Below are 24,534 nucleotides of genomic sequence, written 5' to 3' on the forward strand. Positions count from 1 at the left end.
ATGCAACCTTCACATTAGGAAAGTTGCATTAAAATAGATATATCATTATTGAGAACAGTTTGACACATCTCAACAGGTCATCTTATTTTATACGACACTTTCCTACGCTAGTATAAGCTAGTTCAGGTTCAAAGGGTTTGAGGTTACACCTCATCTCAGTTTTAAAACACCCCTAGTGCATATGATTTAACTATAGTTTCACTTTATGACTTCTATTATGAGAAGTCAAGCGCTTCCATATAATATTCAACAACATAAAAAATATCATCAAATTTAAAGATAATATTTTATATAATTTATTTATATAATAAATTTAAATATGATAATTGAAAATTAGATATTCTGTGTTTAAAATAAATAAGGCACAAGACATGTACATCATAGAATAGATTAGTTATCCAACGTTAAATGAAAGTTTAACGTTTTTTTATTTTAAAAAATAAGGAGATCGACATTTATTATGAATTGGTTAGCAATTATTTTATTTTTAGCCGTTGTTATTGGAGTCAGCCTTTATGCATTTTGGCGTTCAAGGAAAATAAAGACTGATAGTGCAGGTGGCTATTTTATGGGAGGCAATAGTTTAACAGGATTTACGATTGCCTCAACAATTATTATGACCAACCTATCTACAGAACAAATTGTAGGACAGAATGGTCAAAGTTATGGCAAGGGTATGGAAGTTATGGCTTGGGAAGTCACAGCTGCTGTAGCCGTTGTCTTACTTGCATGGATATTCTTACCCAAATATTTAAGGTACGGTGTGGATACCATTTCTGAATTACTTGAAATGCGTTATGGTACCTTTACTAAACGCTTCGTTTCTATATTGTTTATTTTCACTTATGTTGTATCATTTTTACCAGTTGTCTTATATTCTGGTTCATTAGTATTTAATAAAATGTTTAGTATTGGGGAATACTTAGGAGTAAGTGATGCCACAGCAACGATTATTATTGCATTTGTCATTGGTGCAGTAGGTGTTATCTATTTATTTATCGGTGGTTTGTCACTGAGCGCATTTAGTGATTCAATCTATGGTGTCGGATTAATTATAGGTGGTTTGATTATTACAATTTTAGGTTTACATCATTTAGGTGATGGGAATTTTGTAAAAGGATTCGACCACATGGTCCAACGTACGCCTGAAAAACTAAACGCTTTTGGGGCCATTGATTCAGATGTTGTTCCATGGCCAACATTATTCTTTGGTATGTTCTTTAATAATTTATTCTTTTGGTGTGCGAACCAAATGATTGTACAAAAAGCCTTAGCTGGTAAGAATTTAAAAGAATCACAAAAAGGTGCGATATATTTAAGTTTATTTAAAGTATTTGGTCCTATTTTTACGGTGATTCCTGGTGTTATTGCATATAATTATTTCAACGGAGGTATAACATCTAATGATAATGCATATCCTGCATTGATTCAGGCGATTTTACCTGATTGGGGTTATGGTCTATTCGGGGCAGTTATTTTTGGAGCTATATTAAGTTCATTTGTTGGATCATTAAACAGTACAACAACACTCTTTACTTTAGACTTTTATAAACCTATTTTTGGTAAGCGTGCTTCGGATCAACATATTGCACGTGTCGGGCATATCGCGACAGTTGTGATTGGTGTTATTGTAGTAGGTATATCTCCACTTATTGCACTTTTCCCAAGTGGATTATATGCGATTGTGCAACAGTTCAATGGTGTATATAGTATGCCGGTACTTGCACTGGTCTTAGTTGCATTTTATTCTAAGCATACATCTAAACTAGGCGCTAAAGTAGCTTTAGTTACACACATTGTGTTATATGCTGCAATTAGTTTTATGGTACCACAATTAAATTATTTATATACTTTTAGTTTTATGTTCTTTATTGATTTAGCAATTATACTTGTCTTTAATAAATTTAAACCTTCCAATACATTTGATTTAAATACTAATAAAGCTAAAGTAGATCTGACACCTTGGAAATATCGTTATGTTGCAGGAGGTATTGTTCTAGGACTAGTCGTACTTGTATATATTATTTTTTCACCACTTGTACTTGCTAAATAATCATTTATAAATAGGTGTATGTTTGAAAAGAGTAGACTTTTTGACGTACACCTCACTTTATATATCTATAAAGAAAGGAGGATAACACAATGCACAAAATCGGTTTGATACCTTCACCTGGTGTATCTCGTAAACATGTAGAAGCTGTTATTCCAGATATAAAAGAACAGCTGAATCAACGTGTGAATGATCAACAAGAATGGGTATTTCAACTACACGTTGATTTAATGATTGGTTCAGCTGAAGATGTACACGAAAGCATTGATAAAGCAGCAAAAATGAAAGATAAACATGATTGGGATTTTGTTGTATGTATTACAGATTTACCAAGTATTTCTGGAAATAAAGTAGTTATTAGTGATTTTAATAATGATAAACAAGTAGCGATGCTATCTTTACCTTCATTAGGTTGGATCAATCTACGACGAAAATTAAGAAATAGTTTAACTTCTATTATTGAACAATTGTATTATTCAACTTCAAGAGTAGCTCCCAAGATTCATCCGCTTATACATCCTAAAGCAGTAGAACCAAATGAAGATGAAACGCCAAAGCAACGTTATATTCATCGATGGTTTATTCTCAGTTGGATTCAACTTATTTTAGGGTTAACACGTGCAAATGAACCATGGAAAAATATTTTTAATTTCAAAAAGATTATTTCAGTTGCTTTTGCAACTGGGACTTATGTATCGATTTTCTCCATGCCTTGGGAGCTGAGTATACAGTACTCTATAGTAAGATTTATTATACTTATGCTTATTGCTATCCTAGGTATGACAGGCTGGTTACTCTATGCACATCAATTGATTGAACGTAAAACAGCTAAATCGCAGCGTGTGTATCGCTATATTTATAATTTCACTACCATATTCACATTATTTATTATTACACTTTTAAATTATATTATTTTATATCTTTTATTAGCGATAAGTGTATCATTATTTGTTCCACCAAGTTTATTTAATCAATGGACTAGTGCACATCCTCATTTTACGTTTATAAATTATGTAAAATTAGTATGGTTTGTATCTTCACTAGGTTTACTTGCTGGGGCAATGGGGTCTACTGTAGAGAATGAAGAGAAAATCCGTCAGATTACTTATTCGTATCGACAATATCATCGTTATAAAGAAGCAGAACAAGAGAAGAAAGAAAAAGAACAAGCTCAATCATCTTCTCATGATGCATCAAATCAACAAGTTGAAGAAAGTGCATCCAATAAACAAAATAATGATAATCAACAAGATGAACATAAAAAACAAGATCATAGAGAGGAGGAAACAACATGAGTGAAGAAAAATTAATTGGTCTCGTTGTGGCGCCAGGAGTGACAGAGAAATTAGCACAAAGTTTAATTAATGACATACCCAATATATTATCAGAACAAGATAATCATCAACGTGACTGGAAAGTTGATCTCGTGGTGGATCCTCTTACTGGTTTTGCGGAAAGTGTGGAAGAAATATTCAAAAAAATTCAAGATTATCATAATAAAAGAGAATGGGATTATGTTGTAGGAATTACAGACTTACCTATGTTCTATCATCAAAACGTACTTGCTTTAGATATTAATAAAAAAAATGGCGCTGCAATATTTTCATATCCTGCATTTGGATGGCGTCCTGTAAAGAATCGCTTTAAACATGCTATCGTAACCATTATTAATGAACTTCATTATTCTGAAAGAGCGCATATAGGTTATGATGACAATAATAGGGTTAAGGAAGAAATCAATAAACAATTTCCTTTTTCACGTATTGAGAAAACAGAAGTACATTTAAAAGAAACAGGAAACAATCATTTAAGATATTTATCAAATTCACGCAGTCTTGGAATGATACGACTTGTCAGTGGGATGACCTTTGCGAATAACCCACTGAATATGATGGCAAGTTTAAGTAATATTGTAGCGATTGCTTTTACGACAGGCGCATTCGGATTGATTTTTTCAACCATGTGGAATATGGGGCTTGATTTTTCTGTATGGCGATTATTTGGAATTTCCATCATGGCAATTTTAGGTATGCTCGTTTGGATAATGGTCTCCCATGGTCTATGGGAATCTACAAAAAAAGCTAAGCATAAAAGAATTGTAATGTTATATAATTTAACAACCATCATGACTTTATTGATAGCCATTGTTATATATTATATGATTTTATATTTATTATTCTTAATAGCAGAGCTTGTGTTATTACCTCCAGGATTCTTAGGACAACAAGTAGGTTTAAAAGGACCAGCCAGTGTTCAACTTTATTTAAGTATTCCTTGGTTTGCAACCTCAATATCTACTGTTGCAGGAGCAATAGGTGCAGGTTTGCTTAATGATCAATTAATTAAAGAAAGCACATATGGTTACCGTCAAAAAGTACGTTATGAAAAGAATAACTAATTAGTAATAATGAAGTGAGAAACACTTCATTATTATTTTTTTATATAATATAATAAATTTATAGAAAACATCTTTAAAGTCATTTAAAATAATGAATAAATATAAGTGTGAATGGATTAAACTAAGACACAGACAACCTACAACACGAACAGAATTATGTGCATCATAAGAAAGAAAGTAGGTAACATCATGAAATTTTGTCCACAATGTGGAAATCAAATTAAAGAAGGTCAATCATTTTGTAATAAATGTGGTAGTGATTTAAAAGTTTTTAAACAATATAGAGAGAATCAATTATATGAAAGTGCGGCATCTCAAAAAAACAAAAGGTGGCCATATATTTTATTCGTAATACTTATAGTAGCTATTTTAATTTCTGGAGGTTTAACATACTATTTCTTTTTTGTGAAACCAGAAATGGTAAAGAGTGAGGAAGTGACAAGCACACATCATAAAACTAAAGAAGACATCAAAAAGACAGTGAGACAAGGAGAGAAAAAATCTAAACAAAAAAATGATAAAGAGATACGTATGAAGTCTCCAAATATTGATGTGATGTCCGAAGATTTTGAAAATACATATTTAAAGAGTGATTGTAGAGACGGCTATTATGGTATTAAGGTAGGTATGACAAAAAATGAAGTTGAAAAATTAATAGGTAAACCTACAGGCATATTGGAAGTGCCAGGGTTCAAATGGAAATCAACGAAATATGGAAATATTACAGTAGATTATAGCCCTAATAATGAAGAAGGTAAGGTAATAGCAGTAGGCGTAAGCCCAGATAATGTAAAAGCAGATGATTTTTTAAGTCGCTATTATTCATATGATAGTTATACACCTACTGAAATTATTTATAACAATGATAAAAGTAACGGATATTTAGTTGCAGTTGATATTGATGGCAATCATATTGCAAAAATTCAGTGCTTAGCTGAAAGATAAAAACAGATATCAACATGTTCACAAGCATCTAAGAATTTAACCTCAAGAAGTGAAAGTAGGTAATAAAATGAAATATTGTCCACGTTGTGGGAATCATATTCATGAAACTCAACGCTTTTGTAATCAATGTGGGAATGATCTAGAAGCATTTGAGCAATATAGAAATCAAATGATCACTAATTCAAAGCGAAAAAAATGGTCTTTTATTGTAATTGTCATTTTAGTTATTGCAATGATTGTCGTAGCATGTTCGACGTATTATTACTTTTTTGTCAGACCAGTAGATGCACCTAAAAAAGATACACCAGTGCATCAAGTATCTAAAAAAGATAGTGAAGAAGGTAAAGTTCCAAATGATCCTGATAAGGAAGGGAAAGAAACGATAGAGAATAAGAAATCACCACAGATTAATGTAATGAGTGATGATTTCTTAGAAAATTTCATGCATAAAAATACATTGAATGGATATATGGGGATAAAGCCAGGAATGACTGAAAAGGAAGTTGAGAGGATAGTTGGAAAATCAACAGGAAAAATTCATATTGATGGTATGGATCATGAATCTATTAAGTATGGAGATTTGGCAGTTAATTACGATCCACACTCTAAAGAAAAGATTGTCACTTCAGTGGGAATTGCTCCAAATAATATAAGTGAAGAAGAATTTATAAGTCATTACAATAATTATGATAAAAAAAATTTTAGAGATATTGTTTATAACAATATCAAAGGAAATGGTTATGAAATTGTAGTATATTTAGATGGAGATAAGGTGGGACTTATATTTGCGGTTCCAGAATATTAATAAAAAAGTGCGAGTCCATAATAGGATATTGCACTTTTTTTATTAATATTATTTTTTTAGTTCGAATAAAAAATGTATTTTTATTTTAAAGCAAATATTCCCTAAACTTTCTTGACTTTCTCCTCAAAACTCGTTAAAGTATTAGCATATTATTCTGACAATTCTGATAGGTATTAGATTAATAAATTTGTAAATACTGAGGAGGGACCATAGGTTTATGTCAGTATCAAAGATAACGTATGAGAGTTTTGATGGTGATCCATTTATTGACTCCATTTCTACTGACGACGCGACAAAGGGTGCCTATGAAATTTTAAAATGGGCTTATACTACGTATGGTGAAGATATCGTTTACTCATGTAGTTTTGGGGCAGAGAGCATGGTACTTATTAATTTGATTTATCAAATTAAACCAGATGCTCAAATTGTATTTTTAGATACAGATTTACATTTTCAAGAAACATACGATTTAATTGATAGAGTAAAAGAACGTTTTCCTAAGTTACGTATTGAAATGAAGAAACCAGAATTGACGCTTGAAGAACAAGCTGAGAAATACAATCCTGCATTATGGAAAAATAATCCAAATCAATGTTGTTATATTCGTAAAATTAAACCTTTAGAAGAGGTACTAGGTGGGGCGATTGCCTGGATTTCGGGACTACGAAGAGATCAATCTCCGACTCGTGCTAAAACAAATTTCGTTAATAAAGATGAACGTTTTAAATCGATTAAAGTATGTCCTTTAATTTATTGGACGGAAGATGACGTTTGGGATTATATTAAACAGCACGATTTACCTTATAATGAACTGCATGACCAGCATTATCCAAGTATTGGTTGTATTCCTTGTACAGCGCCAGTATTCAATTCAGATGATTCCAGAGCAGGACGTTGGTCAAGTTTTGAAAAAACAGAATGTGGACTTCATGTTGCAGATAAACCGTGACGTAAGGTTTAAAAAATTTTATACAAAAAACATAGTATTCTGATAAGGATTTAAAAATATTCTATATTCGATTTTTACTGGAAAGTCGAATATAGATTACATAATATAGAGATAGTAAGTATTTTAAAACAAAATAAAGATTGAAATGATAGAGGTGGATGAATTGAATCTAAGTGTTACCAATAGTCCTTTTACTGAAGGACAAGCCACACAAATTAATGAATTATTACAGACACTTACACCAGAACAAAAAGTATGGTTAAGTGGCTATTTAGTCGCAAATCAACAACTTACATCAGGAACATCTGACACACAAGGTTCACAAATAGGAGCTGTTTCAAAGGATACTGAAACAATGCTTCAACAAAATGAACCAACAATTCAACCTGAAAAACGAGCGATTACATTATTATATGGTTCAGAAACAGGAAATGCACAAGGTTTAGCAGAAATATTTGAAGAACGTCTTTCAAATATTGGACATAATGTAACGTTAAAAGCCATGGATGAATTTAAACCTAAAAATCTTAAAAATGTTGAAGATTTATTTATTATTACTTCCACACAAGGTGAAGGAGATCCACCGGATAATGCAGCCGAATTACATGAATTTATTCATGGTAGAAAAGCCCCTAAATTAGAGGGAGTAAGATTTTCAGTACTTGCATTAGGTGACCAAACTTATGAGTTCTTCTGTCAAACAGGTAAAGATTTTGATAAAAAACTTGAAGAACTTGGTGCCGAACGATTATATGAACGTGTTGATTGTGATGTGGATTATGAAGAAGATGCCGAAAAATGGATGGCTAATGTCATTAATACTATTGACTCAGCACCTGAAGGTACACAAAGTGAACAAGTTGTAAGTGAATCAATTAAATCTGCGAAAGAGAAAAAATACTCAAAAGCGAATCCATACCAAGCTGAAGTATTAGAAAATATTAATTTAAATGGTAGAGGATCGAATAAAGAAACACGTCATATTGAATTCTTATTAGATAATTTTGGTGAAGAATATGAAGTAGGAGATTGCTTAGTCGTTTTACCACAAAATGATCCAGCTTTAGTTGAATTACTGATGAGTACATTAGGATGGGATCCGGGAGATCAAATTCAAATCTCAGAAGATGGAGATACGATTTCTTTAGAAGAAGCATTAACATCTTACTTTGAAATTACAAAATTAACGAGACCATTACTTCAAAATGCAGCAGCATATTTTGATAATGAAGCGTTAGAAGACAAAGTTCAAGATAGTGAGTGGATACAAAATTATATTGAAGGTAGAGATTTTATTGATTTACTCAATGATTTCCCACCTGAAGAATTAGAACCTGAAGATTTATATCAAATCCTTAGAAAATTACCTCCTAGAGAATATTCTATATCAAGTAGTTATCAATCATTACCTGATGAAGTTCACATTACGGTTGGTGCAGTAAGATATAATACACACGGTAGAGATCGTTCAGGTGTATGTTCCGTTCAATTTGCTGAACGTATTCAACCAGGAGATACTGTTCCAATTTATCTTAAACGTAATCCAAACTTTAAATTCCCTAAAGATGGAGATACGCCTGTTATTATGATAGGACCTGGTACAGGAATTGCGCCATTTAGAGCACATATGCAAGAACGTGAAGAATATGGTTATAAAGGTAATACGTGGTTATTCTTCGGCGATCAACACTTTACTACTGATTTCTTATATCAAACAGAATGGCAAGAATGGTTAAAAGATGGTGTTCTTGAAAAAATGAATGTCGCTTTCTCCCGTGATACAGATCAAAAAGTATATGTACAACATCGCATTGCTGAACATAGTAAAGAATTTAATGAGTGGTTAGAAAAAGGTGCATCTATCTATATTTGTGGTGATGAAAAAAATATGGCTAAAGATGTACATCAAGCTATTCGCAATGTATTAGTGAAAGAACAAAATTTAACTGAAGAAGATGCTGAAAGCTACTTAAAACAAATGAAAAAAGATAAACGTTATCAACGTGACGTGTACTAAAGAAAGGGTGGAGAGTGAATGGCTAAAACGATTAAACAAATTGCTGATGAGTTAAATGAAAACCTTGATGCGTTAGAACATTTAAAAACTGAAAGTAATTATTTACGCGGTACGATTGAAGAAGGTTTAGCAGATCCTTTAACTGGTGCTATTTCTGATGATGATACCAAATTACTTAAGTTTCATGGGAGCTATCAACAAGATGACCGAGATGTACGTGATGAACGTCGTAAACAAAAATTAGAACCTGCATATGCTTTCATGATTCGTGTGCGACTACCTGGAGGTAAAGCAACACCTGAACAATGGATTGCAATGGATGATATTTCTAATAATTATGCGAATCATACATTGAAATTAACAACACGTCAAACATTCCAATTTCATGGTATTTTAAAACGAAATTTAAAATCATCTATGAAAAAAATTAATGAATCAGTGTTAGATACGATTGCAGCATGTGGGGATGTCAATCGTAATACAATGTGTAACCCAAATCCATATCAATCAAATATTAATAAAGAAATACTTGATTATGCTACAGCTATCAGTGATCATTTATTACCTAAAACGAATGCCTATCATGAAATTTGGTTAGATGGAGAGAAAGTGCTTGATTCTAAAGAAGAAGTAGAACCAATGTACGGGGAAAAATATTTACCACGTAAATTTAAAATTGGTATTGCCGTACCACCATCAAACGATATTGATGTATTTTCACAAGATATTGGTTTAATTGCAATTGTAGAAAATGATGAACTCGTTGGATTTAATGTGGCTATTGGTGGCGGCATGGGTATGACGCATGGTAATCCAGATACATACCCTCAAGTAGGACGCATTGCTGGATTTATTCCTAAAAATAAAGTCATAGATGTATGTGAAGTATTACTTACAATTCAACGTGATCTTGGTAATCGTTCAAATCGTAAAAATGCACGTTTTAAATACACAGTAGATCGTTTTGGTGTAGATAATATTGTTAAAGAATTAAATACACGTCTAGGCTGGGAAATCAGTGAAGCTCGTGAATTTAAATTTGAACATAATGGCGATCGTTTAGGTTGGATTGAAGGTGAAAAAGGTGTATGGAATTATACATTATTCATTCAAAATGGACGTGTAAAAGATACAGAAGACTATAAGTTAAAAACGGCGTTAAGAGAAATTGCAGAAACACATACTGGTGATTTTAGATTATCTCCAAATCAAAATTTAATTATTGCTAATGTAACTGAAGAGAAAAAAGCAGATATTCAATCTCTTATTGATAAATACGGTTTAACTGATGGTAAAAATTATAGTGGTTTAAGACGTAATTCAATGGCTTGTGTAGCATTTCCAACTTGTGGTTTAGCAATGGCTGAATCAGAACGTTATTTACCAACGCTATTATCTAAAATTGAAGATTTATTAGATGAAGCTGGTGTTAGTGAAGAAGAGATTACTATACGTATGACAGGTTGTCCTAATGGTTGTGCAAGACCTGCATTAGCTGAGATTGCATTTATTGGTAAAGCGCCTGGCAAATATAATATGTATTTAGGCGGAAGCTTTAACGGTGATCGCTTAAATAAACTATACAAAGAAAACATCGATGAAAAGGAAATCCTTGAAAGCTTAAGACCAATTTTAATGGATTATGGAAAATCACGTCTCGAAGGTGAACATTTCGGTGACTTCGTTATTCGTTCGGGTGTAGTAGCTAAAGTTCATGATGGTAGAGATTTTCACAGCTGATTTTTTAAAGAAATAGAAGGCGAACGGGGTGATAAGATGGGAAAGGTTTATCTTGTAGGTGCAGGACCTGGTGATCCTGATTTAATAACTGTAAAAGGTATGAAAGCGATTCAAGCGTCAGATGTGATTTTATATGATCGCTTAGTAAATAAAGAGATTTTAGATTTTGCAAAACCAAACACAAAGTTCTTCTATTGTGGTAAAGATCCAAATAAGCATTCATTGCCACAAGAGGAAACAAATCGTATGTTAGTGAATTTAGCGAAAAAAGGTCATACCATTACACGATTAAAGGGTGGCGATCCTTTCGTTTTTGGACGTGGTGGTGAAGAAGCAGAGATATTAGCGGATAATCAAATTCCATTTGAAGTTGTTCCTGGTATTACATCAGGAATTGCAGCTCCTGCTTATGCAGGAATTCCTGTTACTCACAGAGATTATAGTTCCTCAGTTGCGTTTGTTACAGCTGTGAATAAACCAGGTATGACGAAAGAAGCATATTGGGAACATTTAGCGCATGGTCCTGAAACATTGTGTATTTATATGGGTGTAAAACGTTTGCCTGAAATTTGTGAACTATTAGTGCGTCATGGTAAGTCAGTAGATACACCTGTAGCGTTAGTACATTTAGGGACAACAGTTTCTCAAAAAACAGTCACTGGAACATTAGGTAGCATTGTACAACGTGCATCTGAAATCAAAAATCCTGCAATGATTGTGATTGGTGATGTTGTAAATATGCGCCAAAAAATTAGCTGGTTCAAAGAACAAGTATCAGATGTTGAAATGACATTACCATAATTTGAAAAATATCTAATATAGGAGGACGACAATATGAACCATATGCCGCTCATGATTGATTTAAACCAGAAATCGATTGTCATAGTAGGTGGCGGGAAAGTTGCAACGAAACGAGCTTCAACTTTAATCGAATATTGTGCTGATGTTCATATTGTTAGTCCTAATATTTCAACAACTTTAAAAGAATTATTAGATAACGAAAATATCACTTGGAGTCAAAAAGAATTTGAGCCACAAGATGTTGAACATGCCGACCTTGTAGTGATTGCCACAAATAATAACGACGTCAATACAAAGGTGTTAGAAAGTGTTCCTCATCATGCATTGTGTAATCATGCTTCGAAAGCCCAAGTTGGAAATGTTACGATTCCAAGTATTTTAAAACGTGGAAAACTTTCTATTAGCGTGTCAACCAATGGAGCAAGTCCTAAATTGAATAAAAAAATTATTTCAAGAATAAGCGATATGTACGATGAATCATATGAAATGTATATTGATTTTTTATATGAAAGTAGACAACTAATTAAACGATTATCAATCGAGCCATCTAGGAAACAGGAGTTATTACAACACATTTTATCTGATGAGTATTTAGATGAGGTTAAGCAACGAGAATTCACACGATGGCTTCATTTGCAAGTTTAGGTATGAAGGGATATGTGATATATGAGAAAATTGTTTATATTTGCATTAGCTGGATTTTTAGCACAACTTGTTGATGGATCACTCGGAATGGGATTCGGTGCCTCCTCATCATCTATATTATTAACATACGGCATAGCACCTGCGATTGTTTCAGCAACGGTACATTTTTCAGAAATAGCAACGACTGCTGCATCTGGTACATCACATTGGAAATTTGAAAATGTACATAAGCCAACCATGTTGAAACTCGCAATACCAGGATCAATCAGTGGATTTATCGGTGCAGCATTATTAACTCAAATACATGGTGACTATATTAAACCTTATATAGCACTATTCTTACTTTCAATGGGTTTTTATATTTTGTATCAGTTCTTATTTAAACGTCACAAAGCCATTCATACACACGTAGGCACACTTAGTAGTGCGAAACTTGTTCCACAAGGGGCCGTTGCTGGTTTTCTAGATGCCATCGGTGGTGGAGGCTGGGGACCAGTCAATACACCGTTGTTACTTGCAAGTCGTAAAATTCAACCACGCTATGCCATTGGTACAGTGTCTGCAAGTGAATTTTTTGTAACACTTTCAACATCATTAAGTTTTATTATCTTTTTAGGATTTACTCAAATTAATTGGTGGTTTGTCATTGCATTAAGTATAGGCGGTATGATTGCCGCACCAATTTCAGCCTATTTAACTAAAATATTACCCATTAATATTTTAGCAATTTGTGTAAGTGGTCTTATTATTTTTACAAATAGTAATGCTTTAATGACGTATTTCATCCAAGACACTACAGTGACAAATGTTATTCGATTCGCAATTATTTGTGCGATTATTGTATTAGTTATTATTACTATTATTCGTAACAAAAAATTGTCTTTTTCTTATAAATAAAGCCGAGTAAACTAATCAAAATAATTAGAAAAGGAGTTATCAACGATGCCAACAAATGAAGATATTATCAATTATACAATTAAGCCACATGGTGGAGAGTTAATTAATCGAGTTGTAGAAGGAAAAGAAAGAGAAGCATTAATTGAAAAAGCGAACGCTTTTAAATCATTAACTTTAAATCCTTGGTCAATTTCAGATTTAGAATTAATAGCTATTGGTGGCTTTAGTCCACTTACTGGATTTATGGGGGAAGCGGATTATAAAAAAGTTGTTGAAGATACACATCTTGAAAATGGACTAGTATGGAGTATTCCTATCACTTTACCTGTCACTGAGGCACAGGCGAATGAACTTAATATTGGTGATGATATTGCTTTATATGGTGAAGATGGCGTACTTTATGGTACTTTAAAACTTGAAGAAAAATATACGTATGATAAAGAAAAAGAAGCTCAAAATGTCTACGGTACGACTGAAGAAGCCCATCCAGGTGTTAAAAAAGTATATGAAAAAGGAAATGTTTATTTAGCAGGTCCTATTCAATTAGTAAATCGTCCTAAACATGATGAATTTTCAGATTATCATTTAGATCCTGCTGAAACACGTCAATTATTCAAAGACTTAGGGTGGAAAACAGTAGTCGGATTCCAAACACGTAATCCTGTCCACCGTGCACATGAATATATTCAAAAATCTGCATTAGAAATTGTAGATGGCTTATTATTAAATCCTTTAGTTGGCGAAACTAAAGCAGATGATATCCCTGCAGATGTACGTATGGAAAGTTATCAAGCTATCTTGAAAAATTACTTTCCTAAAGATAGAGCACGTTTAGTTATCTATCCTGCAGCGATGCGTTATGCAGGTCCACGTGAAGCAATTTTACATGCTACAGTTCGTAAAAATTATGGTTGTACACACTTTATTGTTGGACGTGATCACGCAGGTGTTGGTGATTATTATGGTACTTATGAAGCACAAGAGCTTATCTCTCAATTTGAAGATGAATTAGATATTCATATTTTAAAATTTGAACATGCATTTTACTGCGAAAAATGTGGCAATATGGCTACAGCTAAAACGTGTCCACACGATGCATCAGACCATGTACATTTAAGTGGTACAAAAGTAAGAGAAAAATTACGTAATGGCGAATCATTACCAAAAGAATTCTCAAGACCTGAAGTTGCAGAAGTATTAATTAAAGGATTAAGACAAAAGTAATTTGGGGGAGTATATAAAATGAGTCAATCAACAAATATTACATGGCATGATTCAGAAGTAACTAAAGAAGATAGACAACGTCAAAATGATCATAAAAGTGCTGTCATTTGGTTTACAGGTTTATCTGGTTCTGGTAAGTCAACAATCTCTGTGGCACTTGAAAAAGCTTTATTTGAAGAAGGTAAACATTCATATCGATTAGATGGCGATAATGTCCGTCACGGTTTAAATAAAAACTTAGGTTTTAGTCCAGAAGACCGTAAAGAAAATATTCGTCGTATCGGTGAAGTAAGTAAATTGCTTGTAGATGCAGGAACAATTGCAATTACTGCATTTATTTCTCCATATAGAGAAGATCGTGATGAAGTACGTGACATTCTAGAAGACGGAGAATTCATTGAAGTATATACGGAGTGTAGTGTAGAAGAATGTGAGAAACGAGACCCTAAAGGTTTATATGAAAAAGCACGTTCAGGTGAAATTAAAGAATTTACAGGAATTAGTGCACCTTATGAAGCGCCAAAACATCCTGAAATAACTATTAATACTGAAACACAAAGTATAGATGAATCAGTTGAACATATTCTTAATTACTTAAAAGAACACCAATATATTTAATGAATAACCAAACGAGTGAGATAACGAATTCAAAATGAATGTTATCTCACTCGTTTTTTGCTATACATTCTTGAAAATAATAAATAATATTCCCCTATGTTATGAAATAAAACATATTTAAAATAATCAGATATATTACATCATTTGTAATGACACTGTTGATTAAATTGATAAAAAGATTGATATTAAAGTGTTTTGATGATGTAACAAAAGAGAGATTTAATTACAAAAACCGTCGTATTATTATGATTCAATTACAAGGTATTAACAACGCCCACAAACGCTTGTTTATCTGATAAAGTATGTCTTGTCGTTAATTAACGAGAAAAAATAATTCGAAGTAATTTAATATTGAGATGTCATTTGAAAGTAGCCACGTGATAAATAAAAGAAGAATGTTTTAAAATTCTAGGAGGATATTTAATTATGAAAAAAATCGCTACAGTAACTATCGCCACAGCCGGAATCGCTACAGTTGGATTTGCGCATCATGACGCACATGCAGCGGAAAATAATGGATATAACCCTAATGACCCAACTTCATATAGCTACTCTTATACAATTGATCAACAAGGTAACTATCATTACACATGGCAAGGTAATTGGAGTCCTGATCGTTTAAATCACACTAATGATTCAAATAATAGTCAATCTAGCTATAATAATTACAATAATAATAGCTATAATTACAATAGTAATTATTCATATACAACAAATAATAACCAAACATCTACTAACAACAATCAATCTTATACAACTAATAATACGACAGGTGGTTTAGGCGCTAACACTGCGTCAACATCAGATAGTAATGTAAAAGTTACAACTCAAAGTGCACCAAGAACACAATCAACTGCTTCAACTCAAGCATTCTCAGGTAAAACAAATTCAGGTGCGAATTACTATACTTGGGGTCAATGTACATATTATGTATATGACAAAGTTGGTGGCACAATTGGTAATACTTGGGGAAATGCAAATAACTGGGCTAACGCAGCAGCGCAATCTGGTTATACTGTAAACAATACACCTAAAGCAGGTGCTGTAATGCAAACGACTCAAGGTGGTTATGGTCACGTTGCATATGTTGAAAGTGTAAATAGTGATGGTTCTGTTACAGTATCTGAAATGAACTATCAAGGCGTAGGTGTAGTATCTACACGTACAATTTCAGCAAGTCAAGCAAGTTCATACAATTACATTTCATAATTTAAGGAAATGAACTATTAAAAAATTGGTTTAAAATAATGACTAAGATGTTTAAAAGAGCAAGTATATGAATTCAAAACGAATTCTACCTTGCTCTTTTTTATTTTTAAAAATTACATTTAATATGATTTAAATCACTTTATAAAGGGAAATATATAACTACTAATTCCTATAGTGTTCAAATATAAAGGTGGTGATTCACAATGGCGTTAGGAGTACTTCAATGGATCCTAGTGATCGCAATTGTGGTAATTACGATTGGCGTCATATTTGGTCTCATTTGGGGTTCACTTTTTGAGGAACGCTTTTATAGAAGTCGTTCTAAAAAAGAAGAAGAAGCACGTATTGAGAAAAATCTTAAAATGGCAAAAGGGCATACCGATGATGACGTAGTATATGATGAAGAAGGTCGTGCATCACTCAAAGAAGATTATAAAAAACAATAAATATTGATAAACCTTTAAGAATCTTTTTGATTTTTAAAGGTTTTTTCTTATCAAAATATTTATATTAATTAACTTTATGCAATTATATACTTTTAACAAATAAAAGTGATAAAATATATATGTTAAAAAATTCACATGAACTATTTAAAGTTAGGAGTTATTATAATGCTACTGTTTATAGTAGAAATTATCATAATGATTGTAGCCATTATGCTAGGATTGCGCACAGCAGGTGCTTTAGGCTGTGGTATTTTTGCTATTGTGGCCCAACTGATTATGATATTTGGATTTCAACTTCCTCCTGGTTCTGCCCCTGTTACAGCAGTACTAATTATTCTGGCAATTGGTATAGCTGGAGGAACGCTACAAGCTACAGGCGGAATTGATTATCTTGTCTATCTTGCTTCGAAAATTATTGAACGATTTCCAAAATCAATTATTTTTATTGCGCCTATGATTGTATTTGTCTTCGTATTTGGAGTAGGGACTGCAAATATTGCTTTATCACTAGAACCTATTATTGCTCAAACCGCAGTAAAAGCTAAAATCCAACCTAAGCGACCACTGATTGCTTCAGTACTAACTGCTAATTTGGCTTTACTTTGTAGTCCAGCTGCATCTGCAACAGCCTACGTTATTTCAGTACTTGCAGGTCATGAAATTTCAATGGGTCAATATTTGAGTATTGTCTTACCTACATCATTAATCACTATGTTTATGTTAAGTATATTTTGTACGTTTGTAGGACGTAAAAATACAATTACTGAAAGTGAAATTGCTCATACACCTGACGTTGATGTAAATCATGCTTTTTCTACTAGAGTAAAGATAGGTGTTTTAGCATTTATTTTGTGTGTGTTTGGTATTCTTACGTTTGGTATTTTTCCTCAATTCATGCCTTCATTTAATGTCAATGGAAAAGATGTCACTGTATCAATGACAGAGATTGTACAATTCTTTATGTATTTAAGTGCAGCAATTAATTTATTGATGTTGAAAGTGAATACGAGTGATATTCTATCTTCAAATATTACACAATCTGCTATTGGTGCATTATTTGCAGTACTCGGACCTGGTTGGTTAGGTGCGACAGTATTTAACGCACCTCATAATTTACATATCATACAAAATGATGTTGGCAAAACGATTCAAAATATGCCCTGGCTTGTGATTATTCTTGTAGCTGTAGTAGCGATGATTGTTATTTCACAAACAGCAACAGCATCGATTATGGTACCCATCGTCATGAGTATGGGAATTCCACCCATGTATTTTGTAGCAATGGTACAAACATTAAATGTTAACTTTGTTATACCTGCGCAACCAACGTTATTATTTGCAGTTAATTTAGATGAAACAGGACGTACACGACCTACAAGCTTTATTATTCCAGGATTCTTTGCAATAGGTGTTTCAGTTATTGTTGGTTTTATAATAAAAATAATATTAGGATATTAGTTTATAATAGAGTATTTGTAATATAAACGATTTAAAGTTTCATGACAATTTAATAGATTGAGAAGGCCTTTTGTGCCTTTTTGAATATTGAAGAGAAGAATTGTATTCTTCTCTTATTTTTATTTTAAAACAGAGAATTTCAAAAAAATATATATTCATTAAAAATGAATAAAAATTCAATGTTTATAATTTATTATTTGTTCAAAACGTTTATTTTTAATTTAACAATGTTGATATAGTTAATTTTTTTCGATAGTTTCAATGGAATAAAATATATAAATATTCAGTTTTCTAAAATAATTTTATGAATGTAATTTGCATTTTTATTTAATTTTAGATATTGTCATCATGTGAATCATTCACGTAAATAAAATATAAGTCGTACATATAATATTCAAAGGAGGATCTTAGTTGAAAAAAGAAAAAATAATGGATTGGCCCACCTTTATAGGTACTGTTATTGTCTTGCTTTCAGCAGTTATACCTATGATGGTCTTTCCAAGTGCAAGTGAGAAAGTTATTACTGATATAAATAGTGCTATTTCTAACTCGATAGGATCTGTTTACTTATTTATAGGTTTAGCCGTTTTATCCTTTGTACTCTATATTGCTTTCGGTCGATATGGTAATGTGACTTTAGGAAAAGCAAGTGATAAACCTGAATTCAATAATTTTAGTTGGGCTGCAATGCTATTTTGTGCAGGTATTGGTTCAGATATTCTTTATTGGGGTGTTATCGAATGGGCCTTCTATTATCAGGTACCTCCAAATGGTGCTAAAGGAATGACTGATGAGGCTCTTACATATGCAACGCAATATGGTATGTTCCATTGGGGACCTATTGCATGGGCGATTTATGTATTACCAGCTTTGCCTATTGGCTATTTAGTATTTGTAAAGAAACAACCAGTATATAAAATTAGTCAAGCCTGTCGTCCAGTATTGAAAGGACAAACTGATAAGTTTTTAGGTAAATTAGTAGATATCTTATTTATATTTGGACTATTAGGAGGAGCAGCAACCTCTTTAGCATTAGGTGTGCCATTAATTTCTTCTGGAATTGAACGATTAACAGGTATAGATGGAGACAATATGGTTATTCGCTCAATTATACTTTTCACAATCACAGTCATTTTTGCAATTAGTTCTTATACTGGTTTGAAAAAAGGAATACAAAAATTAAGTGATATTAACGTATGGTTATCATTCTTATTACTTGCATTTGTATTTATTGTAGGTCCAACAATCTTTATTATGGAAACAACTTTAACTGGTTTTGGGAATATGATGCGAGATTTCTTCCATATGGCAACTTGGATGGAGCCATTTGGTGGAATTAGAAACCGTAATGAAACAAATTTCCCTCAAGATTGGACTATATTTTATTGGTCATGGTGGCTTGTATATGCACCATTTATTGGTTTATTTATTGCTCGAATTTCAAAAGGTCGTCGTCTCAAAGAAGTCATATTAGGAACAATTGCTTATGGTACATTGGGATGTGTCTTATTCTTTGGAATTTTTGGTAATTATGCTGTTTATTTACAAATTAGTGGACAGTTTAATGTGGTTGATTTTTTAAATAAACATAGTACTGAAGCAACAATTATAGAAGTTATGCATCAATTGCCATTTGGTTCTTTAATTATAGTGTTGTTCTTAATATCTGCATTTTTATTCTTAGCAACGACATTTGATTCAGGTTCTTATATTTTAGCGGCTGCTTCTCAGAAGAAGGTAATAGGGGAACCATTAAAAGCTAATCGTTTATTCTGGGCTTTTGCTTTATGTCTATTACCTTTCTCCCTTATGTTAGTTGGTGGAGAACGAGCTCTTGAAGTATTAAAGACTGCTTCATTATTAGCAAGTGTACCCCTTCTATTTATATTTACGTTTATGATGATATCCTTTATTATCACACTTAATAAAGATCGGATTAAACTGGAAACAAGAGCAGATAAACTAAAAGAAGTAGAGCGCCGTTCACTTCGTATTGTTCAAGTTAAATCAGACCCTGAAGACGATAATTTATAATGTAAAAAATGATAGTACATTTAAAAACCCTCAGAAATTAGATAATAAATCTAATTTCTGAGGATTTTTGAATAATATTGATAATGAATTAAGTTATAACTCTTCTTCTTTTGGTATAGGATAATGTTCGAAAATGTCTCCAGATTCAATCGCAGAGCTTAAATTTTCTAACCATTTACAATATAATTTTGTGTGGTTCAGTTGGGATTGTATACGATCTATTTTTTCTTTTTCTTCTCCACTTAAATTATTAGTTTGTATTATGTTTTGAAGAATGTTTTCTGCTTTTTTCGTTGCTTCTAAATTTGTATCGACTTCACGTTCCCATTTTTGTGTGAAAAAGTTTCGAAAAAAATTAAAGAAATCTTTCTCGGCTATAAAATGTTGTTTGCGACTGCCACGGGTAAATTGTTGCTTAACGATATCGTATTCTTGCAATTTTTTTACACCAGCACTCATACTAGGTTTGCTCATTTGTAAATGTTCACGCATTTCATCAAGCGTCATACTGCCTTCAAAAACCATCGTACCGTAAAGATTACCAACACTACGGTTTGTACCATATAAATCCATTGTTTCACCAATTGAGTTGATAACTAAATCTTTCGCTTCCTCTATTTTTTGATTGATATTATTAGAATTGCTCATATTGCACCTCACTTATTTTGATCTTCATAAGATGTGAAATATTAACACAAATTTTACATTCTCACTCATTATATGATTTTTTCTTATGAGTTTCAAAAGTCAATTTTAATTTCCATAATATTTAAAATAATATAAAAAAATATATAAAGATGCTTTTTGCAATGACGTAAAAAATATGATAAGCTACTTTTGTAAAATTCGTTAAATAAAAATTTAACAAACTTAACGGAGGTAGTATGATGGAACTTGTAAAAGCATTGTCTAATCGCCAATATATCGATGGTGAATGGGTAGAGAGCGCTAACAAAAATACTAGAGATATTATTAATCCATATAATCAAGAAGTGATTTTCACTGTTACTGAAGGTACTAAGGAAGATGCTGAGCAAGCTATTTTAGCAGCACGTCGTTCATTTGAAAATGGTGAGTGGTCACAAGAAACAAGTGAAGTCAGAGGTAAAAAAGTAAGAGCAATTGCTGATAAAATTACAGAAAATCGTGATGAATTAGCCAAATTAGAAACACTAGATACTGGTAAGACATTAGAGGAATCTTATGCAGATATGGATGATATTGCAAATGTGTTTAATTATTTTGCAGGTTTGGCGGATAAAGACGGAGGAGAAATTATTGATTCTCCAATACCTAACACTGAAAGTAAACTTGTTAAAGAACCTGTAGGTGTAGTTACACAAATTACGCCTTGGAATTATCCATTATTACAAGCTTCATGGAAAATTGCACCTGCATTAGCAACTGGTTGCTCATTAGTAATGAAACCAAGTGAAATTACGCCATTAACAACAATTCGTGTATTTGAATTAATGGAAGAGGTTGGATTCCCTAAAGGGGTTATCAACCTAATATTAAGTAGTGGTGAAGAAGTAGGAGATACATTATCAGGTCATAAAGAAGTTGATTTAGTATCATTTACAGGTGGAATTGAAACTGGTAAACACATTATGAAGAATGCTGCAAATCATGTAACTAATATTGCATTAGAGCTTGGCGGAAAGAATCCAAATATTATTTTTGATGATGCTGATTTTGAATTAGCTGTAGATCAAGCATTAAATGGCGGATATTTCCATGCAGGTCAAGTTTGTTCAGCAGGTTCAAGAATTTTAGTTCATAACAATATAAAAGAAAAATTTGAAAAAGCTTTAATTGAACGTGTTGGAAAAATTAAATTAGGTAATGGATTTGATAGTGACACAGAAATGGGTCCAGTGATTTCTCCAGAACATAGAGATAAAATTGAAAAATATATGAAAGTTGCTAAAGATGATGGTGCAACAATTGCTATCGGTGGGAAACGTCCAGACGATGAAGATTTAAAAGATGGTTTATTCTTTGAACCAACTGTAATCACTAATTGCGATACTCATATGAGAATTGTTCAAGAAGAAGTATTTGGTCCTGTTGTTACAGTAGAAGGGTTCGATAATGAAGAAGAAGCGATTGCACTCGCAAATGATTCAATTTATGGTTTAGCAGGTGCAGTATTTTCTAAAGATATAGGAAAAGCACAACGTGTAGCTAATAAATTAAAACTAGGCACAGTTTGGATTAATGACTTCCATCCTTACTTCGCTCAAGCGCCATGGGGTGGTTATAAACAATCTGGTATTGGACGTGAGTTAGGTAAAGAAGGATTAGAAGAATACTTAATCTCTAAACATATTCTTACAAATAGAAATCCAGAACCTGTAAATTTCTTTAGTAAATAACTTTTACAATTTAACTATAAAGGACCGTAGACGTATTATTTTACGGTCCATTTGTTTTGAAGAATAAAGACGTATCAAATCAAACTAAATTGTATTTAAATAGAAGATTTATATTTTTATAGGAGGACGACAATATATGAGTAAAAATCAATCATATGATTACGTAATTATTGGCGGAGGAAGCGCTGGATCAGTATTGGGAAATCGTTTGTCAGAAGATAAAAATAAAGAAGTACTTGTACTAGAAGCAGGACGTAGTGATTATCCATGGGATTTATTTATACAAATGCCTGCAGCATTGATGTTTCCTTCAGGAAATCCATTTTACGATTGGAGATACCAAACTGAAGAAGAACCGCATATGGGACGTAAGGTAGACCATGCTCGAGGTAAAGTATTAGGTGGTTCAAGTTCAATTAATGGTATGATTTATCAACGTGGTAATCCAATGGATTATGAAGGCTGGGCTGAACCAGAAGGAATGGAAACTTGGGACTTTGCACATTGTTTACCTTATTTTAAAAAACTAGAAAAAACATTTGGAGCTGCACCATATGATAAATATAGAGGACATGACGGTCCGATTAAATTAAAACGTGGACCAGCCACAAATCCATTATTTAAATCATTCTTCGATGCAGGTGTTGAAGCAGGTTATCATAAAACAAACGACGTCAATGGATATAGACAAGAAGGCTTTGGTCCATTTGATAGTCAAGTACATAATGGCCGTCGTGTTTCAGCTTCACGTGCCTATTTACGTCCTGCAATGAAGCGTAAAAATTTAACAGTTAAAACACGTGCATTTGTTACTAAAATACATTTTGAAGGTAAGAAAGCTACAGGTGTAACGTTTAAACGTAATGGTAAGCTTCATACTGTGAATGCCGGTGAAGTAATTCTTTCAGGTGGTGCATTTAATACACCTCAGTTATTGCAATTGTCTGGTATCGGTGATTCTGAATTCTTAAAATCTAAAGGTATAGAACCACGCATGCACTTACCTGGTGTTGGAGAAAACTTCGAAGACCATTTAGAAGTATATATTCAACATAAATGTAAGCAGCCTGTTTCACTACAACCAAGCTTAGATGTAAAACGTATGCCTTGGATTGGATTACAATGGATATTTGCACGTAAAGGTGCAGCAGCTTCAAACCACTTTGAAGGTGGTGCTTTTGTTAGATCTAACAATCAAGTTGCATATCCAAATTTAATGTTCCATTTCTTACCAATTGCTGTAAGATATGATGGTCAAAAAGCACCGGTGGCGCATGGATATCAAGTACATGTTGGTCCTATGTATTCAAATTCACGTGGTAGTTTAAAAATTAAATCAAAAGATCCATTTGAAAAACCAAGTATTGTATTCAATTATTTATCAACAAAAGAAGATAAACAAGAATGGGTTGAAGCAATTCGAGTAGCACGTAATATTTTATCTCAACCTGCGATGGATCCATATAATGGTGGTGAAATCTCACCAGGACCATCTGTACAAACAGATGAAGAAATTCTTGATTGGGTACGTAAAGATGGCGAAACTGCTTTACATCCTTCTTGTAGTGCTAAAATGGGGCCAGCGTCAGATCCAATGGCAGTTGTAGATCCATTAACTATGAAAGTACATGGCATGGAAAATTTACGTGTCGTTGATGCATCTGCTATGCCTCGCACTACTAATGGTAATATTCATGCACCAGTTTTAATGCTCGCTGAAAAAGCAGCTGATATCATTCGTGGTAAAAAACCATTAGAACCACAATATGTTGATTACTATAAACATGGTGTTAGTGACGAGAATGCTGGAGCAATGGAATTCGATCCATACTATAAACATTAATAAGATAGTTATATGAAATAAGGGTTGGAATCAAAGATGATTCTAACCTTTTTATTTTAAATATCCCCTTCTACAAC

The 24,534-nt window shown here is 32.7% G+C and carries 20 protein-coding genes and 1 riboswitch; of the genes, 19 read left to right on the plus strand and 1 reads right to left on the minus strand.

Features of this window, described 5'->3' with window-relative positions:
• Window positions 1–82 precede the first annotated feature (82 nt).
• Window positions 83–184: riboswitch (TPP riboswitch) on the minus strand.
• Window positions 185–460: 276 nt separating this feature from the next.
• The 17 genes from MHI13_RS01465 to MHI13_RS01545 all read left to right on the plus strand — a co-directional run bounded on the left by MHI13_RS01465 (window position 461) and on the right by MHI13_RS01545 (window position 20,236).
• Window positions 461–2,053 carry a solute:sodium symporter family transporter gene (locus tag MHI13_RS01465; RefSeq protein ID WP_054105915.1) on the plus strand — a complete coding sequence of 531 codons (1,593 nt, stop codon included), beginning with the start codon at window positions 461–463 and terminating at the stop codon, window positions 2,051–2,053.
• 89 nt (window positions 2,054–2,142) lie between these two features.
• Window positions 2,143–3,345 (plus strand): 5,10-methylene-tetrahydrofolate dehydrogenase, encoded by a 1,203-nt coding sequence (locus MHI13_RS01470; RefSeq protein WP_054105914.1) that lies wholly within the window; start codon window positions 2,143–2,145, stop codon window positions 3,343–3,345.
• On the plus strand, window positions 3,342–4,448 hold the full coding sequence (locus tag MHI13_RS01475) for a 5,10-methylene-tetrahydrofolate dehydrogenase (protein ID WP_070548525.1): 1,107 nt from the start codon (window positions 3,342–3,344) through the stop codon (window positions 4,446–4,448). The genes MHI13_RS01470 and MHI13_RS01475 overlap by 4 nt, the downstream gene beginning before the upstream one ends.
• A 189-nt stretch (window positions 4,449–4,637) precedes the next feature.
• Window positions 4,638–5,393, plus strand: a complete 756-nt coding sequence (locus tag MHI13_RS01480) for a zinc-ribbon domain-containing protein (RefSeq protein WP_186363336.1) — start codon at window positions 4,638–4,640, stop codon at window positions 5,391–5,393.
• Window positions 5,394–5,460: 67 nt separating this feature from the next.
• On the plus strand, window positions 5,461–6,198 hold the full coding sequence (locus MHI13_RS01485) for a zinc-ribbon domain-containing protein (RefSeq protein WP_054105912.1): 738 nt from the start codon (window positions 5,461–5,463) through the stop codon (window positions 6,196–6,198).
• 217 nt (window positions 6,199–6,415) lie between these two features.
• Complete coding sequence (locus MHI13_RS01490) at window positions 6,416–7,147, plus strand: phosphoadenylyl-sulfate reductase (RefSeq protein ID WP_054105911.1); 732 nt, start codon at window positions 6,416–6,418, stop codon at window positions 7,145–7,147.
• 163 nt (window positions 7,148–7,310) lie between these two features.
• Complete coding sequence (locus MHI13_RS01495) at window positions 7,311–9,164, plus strand: assimilatory sulfite reductase (NADPH) flavoprotein subunit (RefSeq protein ID WP_049419645.1); 1,854 nt, start codon at window positions 7,311–7,313, stop codon at window positions 9,162–9,164.
• Between the two features lie 18 nt (window positions 9,165–9,182).
• Window positions 9,183–10,904 (plus strand): assimilatory sulfite reductase (NADPH) hemoprotein subunit, encoded by a 1,722-nt coding sequence (gene cysI / locus MHI13_RS01500; protein ID WP_054105910.1) that lies wholly within the window; start codon window positions 9,183–9,185, stop codon window positions 10,902–10,904.
• Window positions 10,905–10,940: 36 nt separating this feature from the next.
• On the plus strand, window positions 10,941–11,705 hold the full coding sequence (gene cobA / locus MHI13_RS01505; protein ID WP_048761808.1) for a uroporphyrinogen-III C-methyltransferase: 765 nt from the start codon (window positions 10,941–10,943) through the stop codon (window positions 11,703–11,705).
• A gap of 33 nt (window positions 11,706–11,738) precedes the next feature.
• Complete coding sequence (locus MHI13_RS01510) at window positions 11,739–12,350, plus strand: NAD(P)-binding protein (protein WP_054105909.1); 612 nt, start codon at window positions 11,739–11,741, stop codon at window positions 12,348–12,350.
• Window positions 12,351–12,371: 21 nt separating this feature from the next.
• Window positions 12,372–13,247 (plus strand): sulfite exporter TauE/SafE family protein, encoded by an 876-nt coding sequence (locus MHI13_RS01515; RefSeq protein WP_049415761.1) that lies wholly within the window; start codon window positions 12,372–12,374, stop codon window positions 13,245–13,247.
• A 45-nt stretch (window positions 13,248–13,292) separates the two neighbouring features.
• Window positions 13,293–14,471, plus strand: a complete 1,179-nt coding sequence (sat, locus tag MHI13_RS01520) for a sulfate adenylyltransferase (RefSeq protein WP_049415760.1) — start codon at window positions 13,293–13,295, stop codon at window positions 14,469–14,471.
• Between the two features lie 18 nt (window positions 14,472–14,489).
• On the plus strand, window positions 14,490–15,089 hold the full coding sequence (gene cysC / locus MHI13_RS01525; RefSeq protein ID WP_048680071.1) for an adenylyl-sulfate kinase: 600 nt from the start codon (window positions 14,490–14,492) through the stop codon (window positions 15,087–15,089).
• Between the two features lie 426 nt (window positions 15,090–15,515).
• Entirely contained in the window at window positions 15,516–16,298 is a 783-nt protein-coding gene (locus MHI13_RS01530; RefSeq protein WP_049382376.1) for a CHAP domain-containing protein, read from the plus strand.
• A gap of 203 nt (window positions 16,299–16,501) precedes the next feature.
• On the plus strand, window positions 16,502–16,744 hold the full coding sequence (locus tag MHI13_RS01535) for a hypothetical protein (RefSeq protein WP_017175447.1): 243 nt from the start codon (window positions 16,502–16,504) through the stop codon (window positions 16,742–16,744).
• A 165-nt stretch (window positions 16,745–16,909) separates the two neighbouring features.
• Entirely contained in the window at window positions 16,910–18,202 is a 1,293-nt protein-coding gene (locus MHI13_RS01540; protein WP_017175446.1) for an anaerobic C4-dicarboxylate transporter family protein, read from the plus strand.
• Between the two features lie 411 nt (window positions 18,203–18,613).
• Window positions 18,614–20,236, plus strand: coding sequence for a BCCT family transporter (locus tag MHI13_RS01545; protein ID WP_017175445.1), 1,623 nt, complete (start codon window positions 18,614–18,616; stop codon window positions 20,234–20,236).
• Window positions 20,237–20,329: 93 nt separating this feature from the next.
• On the opposite strand, the gene cudC is transcribed toward MHI13_RS01545, so the two are convergent.
• The gene (gene cudC, locus MHI13_RS01550) at window positions 20,330–20,884 is read right to left on the minus strand and encodes a choline uptake/conversion transcriptional regulator CudC (RefSeq protein WP_017175444.1); all 555 of its coding nucleotides are present in this window, start codon (window positions 20,882–20,884) and stop codon (window positions 20,330–20,332) included.
• Between the two features lie 239 nt (window positions 20,885–21,123).
• On the opposite strand from cudC, the gene betB reads away from it, so the two are divergent.
• Window positions 21,124–22,614, plus strand: coding sequence for a betaine-aldehyde dehydrogenase (gene betB, locus MHI13_RS01555; RefSeq protein ID WP_049382377.1), 1,491 nt, complete (start codon window positions 21,124–21,126; stop codon window positions 22,612–22,614).
• A gap of 136 nt (window positions 22,615–22,750) precedes the next feature.
• Window positions 22,751–24,457, plus strand: a complete 1,707-nt coding sequence (gene betA, locus MHI13_RS01560) for a choline dehydrogenase (protein WP_002449442.1) — start codon at window positions 22,751–22,753, stop codon at window positions 24,455–24,457.
• Window positions 24,458–24,534: the final 77 nt, after the last annotated feature.

Source organism: Staphylococcus sp. FSL K6-0223, from assembly GCF_038008285.1.